General features: G+C 43.4%; 10 protein-coding genes. 5 read left to right on the top strand and 5 right to left on the bottom strand.

The genetic code is table 11. The annotated features are described in order from the left end of the window. Positions 1-73: 73 nt before the first annotated feature. Positions 74-2,272 (top strand): exodeoxyribonuclease V subunit alpha, encoded by a 2,199-nt coding sequence (gene recD / locus JMX91_RS00230; RefSeq protein ID WP_201547095.1) that lies wholly within the window; start codon positions 74-76, stop codon positions 2,270-2,272. Between the two features lie 105 nt (positions 2,273-2,377). Here the strand turns inward: recD and JMX91_RS00225 are convergent, their stop codons facing one another. Next, on the bottom strand, positions 2,378-2,941 hold the full coding sequence (locus tag JMX91_RS00225) for a hypoxanthine-guanine phosphoribosyltransferase (protein WP_057760160.1): 564 nt from the start codon (positions 2,939-2,941) through the stop codon (positions 2,378-2,380). 102 nt (positions 2,942-3,043) lie between these two features. Beyond that, positions 3,044-3,712: a hypothetical protein gene (locus tag JMX91_RS00220; RefSeq protein WP_201547094.1), complete on the bottom strand. Its 669-nt coding sequence runs from the start codon at positions 3,710-3,712 to the stop codon at positions 3,044-3,046. A gap of 307 nt (positions 3,713-4,019) precedes the next feature. On the opposite strand from JMX91_RS00220, the gene JMX91_RS00215 reads away from it, so the two are divergent. From JMX91_RS00215 to JMX91_RS00205, 3 genes are all read left to right on the top strand, one after another. Continuing rightward, the gene (locus JMX91_RS00215; RefSeq protein WP_201547092.1) at positions 4,020-5,702 is read left to right on the top strand and encodes a carbon starvation protein A; all 1,683 of its coding nucleotides are present in this window, start codon (positions 4,020-4,022) and stop codon (positions 5,700-5,702) included. A gap of 115 nt (positions 5,703-5,817) precedes the next feature. Beyond that, positions 5,818-6,129 carry a cory-CC-star protein gene (locus tag JMX91_RS00210; RefSeq protein ID WP_201547091.1) on the top strand — a complete coding sequence of 104 codons (312 nt, stop codon included), beginning with the start codon at positions 5,818-5,820 and terminating at the stop codon, positions 6,127-6,129. 52 nt (positions 6,130-6,181) lie between these two features. Then, positions 6,182-7,207, top strand: a complete 1,026-nt coding sequence (locus JMX91_RS00205; protein WP_201547090.1) for an ArsA family ATPase — start codon at positions 6,182-6,184, stop codon at positions 7,205-7,207. Positions 7,208-7,222: 15 nt separating this feature from the next. Here JMX91_RS00205 and JMX91_RS00200 read toward each other — a convergent pair whose 3' ends face one another. From JMX91_RS00200 to JMX91_RS00190, 3 genes are all read right to left on the bottom strand, one after another. Then, entirely contained in the window at positions 7,223-8,908 is a 1,686-nt protein-coding gene (locus JMX91_RS00200; RefSeq protein WP_201547089.1) for a DUF3482 domain-containing protein, read from the bottom strand. A 125-nt stretch (positions 8,909-9,033) separates the two neighbouring features. After that, a complete protein-coding gene (locus JMX91_RS00195) occupies positions 9,034-10,008 on the bottom strand; it encodes a sterol desaturase family protein (RefSeq protein WP_201547088.1) in 975 nt (324 codons plus the stop codon). Positions 10,009-10,129: 121 nt separating this feature from the next. Beyond that, the gene (locus tag JMX91_RS00190; protein WP_201547087.1) at positions 10,130-11,524 is read right to left on the bottom strand and encodes a DUF2868 domain-containing protein; all 1,395 of its coding nucleotides are present in this window, start codon (positions 11,522-11,524) and stop codon (positions 10,130-10,132) included. A 219-nt stretch (positions 11,525-11,743) separates the two neighbouring features. On the opposite strand from JMX91_RS00190, the gene JMX91_RS00185 reads away from it, so the two are divergent. Beyond that, positions 11,744-12,535 carry an SDR family oxidoreductase gene (locus JMX91_RS00185; RefSeq protein ID WP_265089140.1) on the top strand — a complete coding sequence of 264 codons (792 nt, stop codon included), beginning with the start codon at positions 11,744-11,746 and terminating at the stop codon, positions 12,533-12,535. The last annotated feature ends 28 nt before the right edge of the window (positions 12,536-12,563 follow it).

Below are 12,563 nucleotides of genomic sequence, written 5' to 3'. Positions count from 1 at the left end.
AAACCTTATATAGCAACTAGGTAGATAAAAATTGTTATAGCAGTTAATCAGATTGATAAGAGATAAATATACGATGAGTAATAATAACAATAAGAGCAAATCAGCCATTAGTTTACAAGAGAGCTGGGCAAGTAATCTCAGTGATTATATTTTGCTGCGCCGTCAGCAAACACATGTAGCATATGACGCGGCAGATGCAAAGACAAACGATGAAAATAGAAGAATCGATAAGTCAAAAGATAGCGATTTATTTACGGCTCTATTCGTTATTTTAGCGGCTCATTTGGAAGAAGGGCATACTGTATTAACCATTAATGCAGCCGATCATGAAGCTCCCATGCAAGGTCAGATTAATGGGGAAATAGTCACATTATATGCATGGCAGCAGAACTTACTAGAGATACTGGCAACACCAATTTTTGCGCTGATTGATACTCAGATAAAAACGCAACTAGACGATGACACTACAACGGAGACATCGCTATTTGTATTACTAGATACTTTGTTTGGTCAGCGAGATTACTTGTGGGCGCAGCTAGCACTGAGTAATCATGAAAAAGAGACGTTGATCAAACGTTTTGATGCGATAACTACGTTATATCATCGCTTGAAAAATAGCGACTTAAATACTTTCGTTTATTCAATCCATGAGCATGCTTTATTTGCTAATGTTAATGCGAACACTGATTGTAATAACTATCAAAATAGCCTAAGCAGAGATAATCAACCAATTATTTATAACATCGCTAAGAATAAAAAGACCCAAAGTTCGAAAATCACATTTTGGCTACACCGCACATGGCAAGCAGAATTTAACTTAGCACAGCATATCAATCATATTTTGAATCAGCAGATAGTGCCTTTAGACATTACCATGCCTGAGAACTTAAATGACCAACAGATAGCTGCTATCAATGTGGCGAACAATAATGCATTTAGTATCATTACTGGTGGCCCAGGGACAGGGAAAACCTACACTGTGGCTCAATTGGTTATTGCGTTACAACAGGCGACAGAGAGTAGGGGAGATGAGTCTGAATATATTAGGTTTAGCACAGACAGTGCTAGTCTAGCATTAGCAGCGCCAACGGGTAAGGCGGCCCAACGTATGCAAGAGTCTCTGCAGGCGGCTTTAGACGACGCAAATGTAGAGCTGCAGTTGCAAGAGGCAAAAACCATCCATCGTCTACTAGGCATAGGTCGAACGGGTAGACCGCGCTACGATGCCAACAACCCACTGGGTGAGGATATTATCATCGTTGATGAAGCATCTATGCTCGGAGTTGAGTTGGCCAATTATCTTGTGAGCGCGGTAAAGCCAGGTGCTAGGCTGATACTATTAGGCGATGCTAATCAGTTAGCAGCCGTTGATGCAGGAGCAGTATTGGCTGATCTCTGTCGCATTCCGCTACTGCAACCCATACATGCAGAGCTAACAGAGAGCCGCCGATTTAGCGCCGAGTCAGGTATCGGTAAACTGGCCACGCAAATCAATAAAGCAGAGACAAATCTTCAAGCTATTTGGCAATTATTAAGGCAAGACGCTGCTTTGAGTTTTCAATATGTTAATACGTTACAAGCAGAGTCCGTATCAAATAACAAGATAGAAAATAGCCTAAGCAAAAATAAAACTATTTTAAGAATCTCCAGTAATTACCAATCATACGTAAATAAAGTTAAAAATTTACTAAAAAATCCAATAGAAAAATCCGTGCCAGAATCAGTTAAAAATACTACCTCTTCGTTAATGGAGGTATTTAATCAATTTAGAATCCTCACTGCTGGCCATAATGGTGAGTGGGGCGACCACTATATCAATAACTATCTTACTCAATGGCATCTCGCTGAGCTAAAGTTACCATTGGGTCAAAACACATGGTTCCATGGACGTCCTGTTATGGTGCTACAAAATAACTACGAGCTTGGGCTATTTAATGGGGATATTGGTTTCTGCTTACAAACATCAGATGAAAGAAGCCAATTAGAGGTATTCTTTGAAAATAAGACACAAGGGATAGCTGTTAATTTGCTAAATGAAGAGGTGATAGCCACGGCATATGCAATGACTATTCATAAGTCACAAGGATCCGAATTTGATCATGTTGCTATTACTTTCGATAACAGCCATGCAAGATTGCTGAGCAAAGAGCTTATCTATACGGCAGTGACTCGTGCTAAGAAGCAGGTAACGATATATAGTACCAAACACGCTTTAGAAAAAGCGGTTCAAACACCGACTGAGCGCCATACTGGTTTGGCATTACAGTTTTAACGATTCATTCAAGTTGTTGTCGACGCAATAAGTCAGCGCAATAAAAAAGCATCCAAATTGGATGCTTTTTTAGGACTTAACTATTTTAATCAATTAAGTCTAGAATTAAACTTTGTCTTCTTTGATTGCATAGATACCTGGCAGGTGACGCAAGTAACCATGGAAATCCATACCACAACCGTAAACATAGCGATCTGCAACATCAATACCCACAAAATCTACGTCAAAATCTGCAACTTTGCGATCATGTTGCTTGTTAAGCAAGACACAAGACTCAAGTGATAGAGGCTTTTCTTTGCTTAATTCTTCAACAACTGCTTTTAGGGTAATACCTTCGTCAAAGATGTCGTCAATCAACAATACGTGCTCACCTTCGATACTAACATCAGGCTTGAATTTCCAATCAAGCTCGTTAGTACCTTCGTTATCACGATAACGAGTCGCATGGATATAGTGCATGCGATGGTAGAACGTAAGATGTGTCAGTAGTTGACCAGCTGGGATCAAGCCGCCGTTCATCACGACCATAACAATTGGGTTTAGACCAGCATAATGTAGATTGAGCTGAGCGGCCAAACGCTCATAAGCAGCAGCTACTTCGATACTGCTGATAAGGCACTCTGAGTTGCGTAAGGTTTTTTCAATTTCTTGGTTACTGATTTGGGTCATCGGGTGCGCCTTTGGTAAAAAGTGCCGCTTATTTTAGCAAATTTTAGTGAATTTGCCCAACGTCATATGACTTTTGGGACAAAATTAATCCAACTTTTGGGGTTATTCTGGCTTTTCTATAATAAATGGACGGTAATAATTGGCCAATCTATTCAATGAGTCATTTGGTAGGTCAGGTAATAGCTTATTAAGTGCCATACTCATGCCTTTATCAATTGCCGATTTGGCAACTGGAACTGACTTACGTTTGATCATGCCTAGCTTTAATGTCTCAGCATAACGACTGATGAAGTGGGTCAATGTTTCTTCGTTCATGGTTTCGAGTGCTGTTTTAAATTTGGCTCTATCCACATGTTCAGGCGTGATAGCAGCAAAACCTTCAGTGATGGTATTGGCATCTTTTTCTGACAGTTTAAAGCCGATACGTTTAACACCTTCATTATCAATAAAGGTTGCATGATCTCTTAGAAAATGAAAACTTGGTAACACGTCTTTGTTGTTTTCTTTACCCAGTAAGATATTGAGCAGAGTATCTGTCGCGCGTTCAATCGTTCCAACAATTTTGCGCATAGAGGCTTGACGCTCAGGGTTCGGAATAATGTCTACCAAACCAACCAATAAATTATCAGTAAGATCACGCGCTGTCTGATGCGTAAGAGCATCGCGATAAGGGTAGTACTCTACATTCTCATTTGAAGCAACGACTTGTTCGGCCTCGCTGATTAATACTTTTAATTTATCTGAAGGTACGAATCCAAAATAATGTGCCATTATGCTTCCTTTATTTGTTGTTTTTCATGTCTTACTTGCGTTACATTTGTCGTGAAATCGGTTACCATTCAACCAGTATTTTAAACAAAGATTCACCACGCCATATGCTATTTAGTGACGCATCATAATTATACAATATGAAAATTTGTTGGCTAATATTCATCACATATGATTTTTACAATTTATTCGGTGACGGGTCGGGTTATATGAATGACTCGCTGCACACTAATTTAGCATATTTTTTATATTTTGATTTAAAAAGCTTGAACTTATAAGACTACCTACTACTTGTCTAGGGAGAGATAAGATGAATAGTGCTATTGTACTGATATTCGGCGTTGCTGCTATGCTTTGTGGCTACGTGTTTTACTCAAAATTCATTGCTACCAAAATTTTAGCATTGGATAACAGTCGTCCCACGCCAGCGCATACGATGAAAGATGGGGTCGATTACGTTCCTACCAATAAATATGTACTATGGGGGCACCATTTTACCTCGGTGGCAGGCGCTGCACCGATTATTGGTCCCGCAATTGCGGTTATTTGGGGCTGGGTACCTGCCATCATTTGGGTGGTGGTCGGTACGATTTTTATGGCTGGTGTACATGATATGTCGGCCATTTGGGCAAGTATGCGCAATAGAGGTCAATCGATTGGCTCTATTGCGGGTACGGTCATGGGCACACGTGTCCGCAGTTTGATGATGGTTGTGATTTTTTTATTACTATTGATGGTCAACGCGGTGTTTGGTGTTGCTATTGCTAATATGATGATCAAAACGCCATCCGCTGTACTGCCTGTTTGGGGCGCCTTGGTGGTTGCCTTTATCATCGGTCAGTGTATTTATCGCTACAAGATGAATTTGGTTTGGGTATCTATTATCGGGGTAAGCGCTTTATATGGGCTGATCTATCTTGGCCCTATGTTCCCGATTGTGTTACCTGAGACCGTAATGGGCTTACCTGATAACGCTGTATGGATTCTTATTTTATTCGCCTATGCGGCGATTGCGTCGTTGTTGCCCGTATGGATGCTGCTTCAACCTCGCGATTATATTAATGGTTTGCAGCTATTCGTTGGTTTGATTTTACTATACGCAGCCATCTTTATCGGCACGCCAAATATTGTCGCACCAGCAATAAACACAGCACTGCCAGTTGGCACGCCATCACTGATGCCGCTGTTGTTTGTGACGATTGCTTGTGGGGCGATATCAGGATTCCACGGATTGGTCGCGACAGGGACGACGTCTAAGCAGATTGATAAAGAAGAAGACGCGCGTTTCGTTGGTTATTTTGGTGCGCTAGGCGAAGGTATGCTGGCACTCGGCGCAATTCTAGCGGCAACCGCAGGTTTTGCTACCCTTGGTGATTGGCAAGCGGTCTATCAAAAATTTGGCGACGGTTCTATCGGTGCCTTTATTGATGGTGGTGCGACCATATTAAACGCAGGTGTTGGCATCGATATGGTACTATCACAGACGATGCTTACGGTCATGGCGGCATTATTTGCAGGTACGACCATGGATACTGGTGTACGCCTGCAACGCTATATTTTCCAAGAGTTCGGTGAGTTTTATAACCTGCCAGTCCTCAATAAGAGTGTGGTCGCAACATTACTTGCTGTCGGCAGCTGCTTGCTATTAGCATTCGGTGCCGGTGGTATTGATGGTGCTGGTGGTATGATTATCTGGCCACTATTTGGTACGACTAACCAGTTAATGGCGGCATTAACACTAATGATCGTAACGGTTATCTTGTTACGTAAAGGCAAACCAGTTTGGTACACTTTAGCACCATTGTCGTTCTTGCTGGTCATGACCGTTTTCGCACTACTCATTCAGCTAAAAACCTTCTTCACTGATGGCAATTGGCTGCTTATCATTATGGATATCATTATCTTGATAGCAACCATCTTAGTAACGTTTGAGAGTCTGTCTGTATTGCGTAAAGAGTGGTCGATACACAAAGGCAAAAGCGATAACATTTAGACGCTAAACCATACTAAATATTTATCAACTCAAAAACGCTGGCAGCAATTGCTGGCGTTTTTTGTATCATATAGGCATGATAGATCATAAGAATTAAGTAAAATACGAGCACATTATGGAAAATGAAAACACATCAAATAATATAGTAAACGTTCAACCATTAGAGGACACTCAACCATGGTGGCAACGGTTTAAGAATGGATTAAATGAATTTTATCATGCGCCTTATCGTCAGACGATGGCACGCGCGGCACGTGATGAAGAAGATTTTTTTATGTTGCTCATGTTTGCTGAGAGCTTGGGTATTGATAATCCCGCCAGCTTTTATACCTTAGAGTTACAGCCGCTGTTTTTAGAAAACTTCCACGAATGGCACACGCGCATGGGTATGGATAGATGTCCATTTGATCATGTTGGCTGCTGCTGATTGTCTGTTTATGATTAAAAAATAAGAATAATATAAGAAATGAGATAAATATATGGCATTACATCCTTTGCATGTACTCGTAGAACAGCTAAAAGCACAACCGATTATATTTATCGGTGGTAAGGGCGGTGTGGGGAAAACCACCACTGCTGCTGCACTTGCCAGCTATTACGCAAGCCAGCAGCAAAAGACGCTGATTGTCTCAACCGATCCAGCACACAGCTTGGGCGATGTACTAAATACACAGCTTAATAACGCAAAAACAGCAATATCACCTTATCTAGATGCCATTGAGCTAAATCCTGATGTGATCGTTGACAAGCATTTTGCTCAAGTTGAGCGTACGATTAAATCCTATGCCAATCCAGACATGATGCCCAAAATTCGTGAGCATCTGAGGCTATCAAAATCAGCACCCGGCGCCCAAGAAGCGGCGATGCTCGAATCCATGTGTCAGCATTTGGTCGAAGCGGCAGATGCTGGGTATGAACACATCATCTTTGATACCGCACCGACAGGTCATACTTTGCGATTATTGGTATTACCGGAAATGATGGGGGCATGGACAGATGGATTACTTGCTCAGCAGCGACGGCAGGCAAAGCTGCGCTCAGTAGCGACGCATTTGGACAGTCACAATCAAAAAAGCAGTCAAACGGATGGCGCTCAAAAGAACGATGTCGCCAATCCGTTTGCCTCAAAAAAGTCTGATCGCTGGGAGCAAGCAGTATCCGTACTAGAAAAGCGTAAAGAGCTGTTTCGTCAAGCAGGACTATTGTTGCATGATCGTACACAAACAGCGATTGTGCTAGTCATGACGGCTGACGTGTTGCCGCTGGCTGAGACTACACGAGCTATCGAGCAGCTAGAAGACAGCAAGCTCACGCCGGCAGCGATTATCATAAATCAGCTGATAACACCGACTCAGTCGGATGAGTTTTGGCAGCGTCGTGCTGAGCGCCAGCAGCAGTTGATGCAAGATATTGAAGAGAACTTTTTCAAATATCCGCTGTATCCAATTTATCTGCAGCAAACAGACGTGCGTGGCACGGAGGCATTAAGCGCGCTGCTAGAATAAATGTATAGTAAATAATTAAGACTCACGCTTGTAGGACTGTAATTTGCCCGACAGCGACCATGCCATATCTGCACGCAGCAGCTGCGCCTGTTCTGACTTACCACTGCTAAGCGATGACCACTGCGGTTTGCCGCGAGCTTTTTTTAGCTCGTTGGGTAATTTATGCGCAGGCCATACGGTAATTGGATGGTTCTCTTCATCGGTATTGTCATTGCTATTATTATGGTAACTGCCATCATTTGACGATGTCTCAAGGCTGCTTTTCTCGCCTTTATATAATAGTTGAGTGGCATCAGTAGCAGCATGGCCGCGATGGCGTAGGGCAGTGAGTAAGTCGATCGCTCGCGTTGCTAACAATGTCAACGTCGCAGGATCGATATACAAGCGTTTTACCCCAGTGATCCTATCTGCAATACTACTGGTATTAGATAGTAACCCGCCCGCGATACCACCTATCGCTGCACCCAAACCCAATGTCGTACCTAAGGCTGCTGCATCAATACCCAACCCTAACAGCGCACCCGCTGCTGCGCCAGAAGTGGTACGGATACCATAGCTCTTGAGTAGCTCAGGATCGAATGGATCTTGCTGATACGCTTGTAACTCAAGCGGGGTTGCCGCGACGGCGTTATCATAAAACTTATAAAGGTTAAGTAAATTGTGCTGCATCGCACGCTCACTTTGTCTAACCGCTTCTTGCATTTGTTCTAATACGGGCATCGGGTCGTCATCTTCATTGATCTCGCGTACAAAAGAAGCGACATTTAATAAAAAGTCAGCAATAATGATATTGGCCTCGTCATACAACTGCGCCCAATCTTCAGTCCGGCGCTGCATCAACTGCTCAAGCATCTCAGAGTGGGTGAGCATAGTGGCTAGGTTTTTCCATAGGCGCATCTCATCTTCAAACTCAAACGCGACCGAATCGAAACGCGTTGAAATATGCAGATTGCGTCTTGCCAGCATCGTTTGCCAGTCGTCGATATTGGCATTCTGGCTGTCTGTAAAATTAAAAACAGGCATCACAGGAATCGCAGCCCAAGATAAAATCGCTAGCTCATCTTTATATTTTCCCAATACTGGCTCACGAGCGTCTACCACATAGATGGCCATGTCGCTTGCCAGTAGCTGACGAATGACTTTTGCTTCTTGGCTATAATCATAGCTGTCTAGAACACCGCTATCTGCACCTTGAGCGACATCAGCCGCCAAAAATTGCTGCAAGCGTTCAATACCATCCCGGCGACTGGCAGTATTGTCCTCAAGCCAATCCATGAGTCCTGATGCGTCCTCTAAGCCTGGTGTGTCGTATAATGCGACCAACACTTCACCTGTTTGACTGTCTGTCAGCTGTGCTTGCTCGACGTGACGTGTGGTCGCCGCTTCGTTTTTGACCTCACCAAAATAGACATCACGCAATAATGTGCGCAATATGGAGGTCTTACCAGTATTGGTGTGACCTACCACTGCCAATTTGAGCGCTTCACCACTGGCAATGGTTTTTTTTGTCACCTTTGTGGTTGCAGCTGGTGGTACTGATTCAGTTGATATAGATTGATTATCATGAGTCTTTTCCGACTGAGCGGCTGGTGATTGCGAGGTATTGGCGTTATTATTTGAGTCACTAGGCAACGCTTTATCTGCAAAAAGACCTGCAGGCTTGTGATGCTCGTAATTTTCTTTTTTATTGTCATTATTCATAGTCGCGTCTTATTGTTATTGATGATCAAACTTTAGCCATTTATTGTAAAACAAATCTGGTGGCATGTTGGTTATGGATGCGTAGTGTCCATATCGTAAACTGTATTTTATGTATTCATGATACGCTATGAGATTGCCGTAGGTGGGCGCAGCAGTACCTTAATTTTTTTCTTAATACCCTTGGCACGAAAAAATCGCTGCCACATTCGGTAAAACACCCCAAATATCAGACCAATAATATTATCGTGACTGGTCTCACCAACAGCCCCATATTTGACTGGATTATTGATAGTGTCTTCTTCAACATAAGTGCCAAACCAGCGATCAAAAACAATGAGGACACCGCCATAATTTTGGTCAATATATTCACTATTGGTGCCATGATGGGCACGGTGATTGGATGGGGTATCAAAGACATACTCAACCCATTTTGGAAATTTCCCAAAGGTTTCGGTATGGATAAAGAACTGATAAATTAAATCTAAAGCATAAAAGAAAAATACCCAGACAGGATGCACACCCAGCAGCATTAATGGAACAAAGAACAACCACCAACCTGTCACCGAGTACAGCAGGCTTTGACGCATCGCGGTGGATAGATTCATCTTATCATCTGAATGGTGCACGACATGCGCTGACCAAAACCAATTCATGCGGTGTGACGCGCGATGGAACCAGTAATAGCTGAACTCAACGGCGACAAATATGGGTATGGCCGTCAGCCATGTCACCTCAATAGTGAATAGTCGGTATTGATATAGCCATAAGCAAATAGGCAGCACAATAAGTGCTTGGACAATCAATTCAAACCCGAGATAAGAGCCTCCCAAGCTAAAATTGGTCATCGTACGGCGCCAGCTAAAGCTTTCATTTTTCCCACGCTTAGACTGATAGAACCACTCTGCCAAAAACAATAAGAAAAATGGGCCACCAGCTAACGGCAACAGCCATTCTTGCCAGTGAGCAGGTAAGATACTTGCCATCGTTGGCTGCCACGACTCTGGCGCAGCCGTTAAGATACTTTGGTTTAACGCCTCTTTGTAACCATCCAATATCGGACCACACTCACCTGATGTTAAGAGGGTGTTGTCTGTTGACATATTTGGCTCCTAGCCACTATAAAACATCCTTGTTATCCAAGAGATAATCATCTTCTATATTACTGGTTTATTTTGTCCTTTTTATAAAAATAATTTTTATTAAATAGCATATTCAAAAAATTTAAGAATCGATATCCACCAAGCCAATTTTTCGCGCAGAGAGCGCTGTCTGCCACTGCTGATAGCGTACTGCTTGTTTATCTACTGGTTCATTATCCGTACGAGCGTCAGTCAAGCCAGCAGAAGGGGTGGTATCACTGAGCAGCTGCACAATAAGACCATCTTTTGCATGAGCGGCGATTTGATCGAGTTTGCGTAGCGTACCACGGTCAGGCAGCGCTTTGCTATGGATACCTAATATGACTTGTACAGGGTGCTCGTCTAGATAGTTTTTGAGCCGTGCCATGTCCTCACGGTCATCGACGATACCGAAATTCTCAATATTTTCTGATGTAAAGCCTGCTGATTTTTTAAGACCTGACTGCCACCATTTATCCTGATCTGCAGGGTATTCAAGCAGCACAACTAACTTCTTGCCCGCACTGACTGTCGCTTTTGGTGCGATAGGGGCTGGCGCCTCAGTAAAGTCATCAGCATCAACCACATGCCGCTGCCAAAAATTTAGGATTTTTTGATAATAGGATTGTTTGATATCCAAACGCATTTTTTTGCGGCGGAATATCAATGCACAAAATGCCCATGCTATCGCTCGCGGTACAATGCCGTACATCAGCAAGCTACCAACTAGTAACCCTGCCCATTGCCGTGCAACAGACAGCGGCATGGCTTCGGTGACAAGCCTGCTCTGTGCGATCGCTGTACTGTCTGGCACACCAAATCCCACCATACTAGGTAGCCAACCTAATATCTGAGTCAGGCTCACAAGCGCCTGATCAGAGAGTAAGGTTGACTCCCAGCTAAAGCTATACTGACGCACAATTAATAAAAATATAATCGCAAGCAACATACCGGTCAATGTCGCAAGCCACAACTGATGACTAAACCGCCCCAAATACCAGCGCATACCGCTATGCTGTAATTGGCGTTCATACAGATCGACCGCCGCCTTGGTCACATCATCCTTACCGCGTATGAGATAACTTGGACTGACAAAGCTCGCAAACCAACTGGGCGCTTGCTGATCTCGATTGATAAGGGTCATGACAAGCCAGCCACCAAGCATAATGGTATGAAAACCAAGCAGACAGACCAACACATAAAAGAAGTTCACAACATTAGACTGCAATAACGTAAATAACCCCAAAAATCCCGAGATACACCACACCACACTCATAACGATCATGATGCCTTTTATACGGCCGTCAATCTTACCCAGTACACGCGCAAGCGCCCCGTTACTGTCTATACGTGATGCCCGTCGATGCAGCTTTTGGATAGGCGTACCGTCCTCGCCCTGTAGCTTTTCCGTGATTAATAACGGGTCAGTGGCAAAGACGTGCTGATCGGTCTCTAAGGCACGTACCAGCTCGGTCAATTGATCTTGGGGTGATAGCATAATGCGATAATATCCGTATGAAGGCGTCAATATAATAAATAGCAATCCGAAAACAGGCGTTCTAATCGTTATAGATTATTGTAGCGTATATAGAATGAGGATGACTTGTATTATTTTTATCATAGTAAACGCTTATAAAGTCAGCCAAAATGAATAAATGAAACCCAATCGTGCCAAAAAGCGTATCTAAGAGACCTATCAAAAAAAGGAAGGTGCCATATGAATAACGAAATGAATAATAAAACCTATCTTATCATCGGTGGAACAGGCGGCATTGGTCAAGCCATGGTACAGCAGCTAATACAAAAAACGACTGCTAATCAAACGGATAGTCAATCTAATCAAAGCCATCGCACACAAGTATTTGCTACTTATCATCGAAATGAGCCAAACATTGAAGCAGAAAACCTGCACTGGCTGCCAATGAATGTCAGTGATGAGGATAGTATTAAAAAAGCTGCCGATACGATCAAACAGATGGTCGGTCATATGGATTGGGTAATCAACTGCGTGGGATTACTACATACGGAGACAGCGCAGCCGGAAAAGGCCTTGCGACAGATGGAGACGGAGTTCTTTTTGCAAAACATGCAAATCAATGCCCTAGCCAGTTTGCTGATAGCCAAACACATCAAACCGTTGCTCGCCAAGGCTAATCGCAGCGCCAACCATCCTGCTGTTTTTGCGACCGTATCAGCCCGCGTCGGTAGTATCACTGACAATCAGCTAGGCGGCTGGTATAGCTATAGAATGAGCAAGGCGGCGCTCAATATGGGGATGAAAAACCTGAGTATCGAATGGAGCAGATCACTTAAAGATGTGTGTGTGGTCGTTATGCAACCAGGCACCGTGAATACTCAGTTGTCTGCACCATTTCAAGGCAATGTCGCTGAAGGACATCTGTTCTCGCCAGCGTATAGCGCGGAATGCTTATTGGAAGTGCTCTCAGAGATGACTGCAGCTCAATCAGGCAGTTTTGTCGATTGGGCTGGAGAGTCAATACCTTGGTAGTCGTTAGACTGACGCTAGCGTCCTAGTA

Source organism: Psychrobacter sp. Pi2-1 (assembly GCF_904846645.1).
Classification (GTDB): Bacteria; Pseudomonadota; Gammaproteobacteria; order Pseudomonadales; family Moraxellaceae; genus Psychrobacter.
The sequence above is the reverse complement of the archived record's forward strand: the minus strand, read 5'-3'. Positions and strand labels throughout refer to the sequence as shown.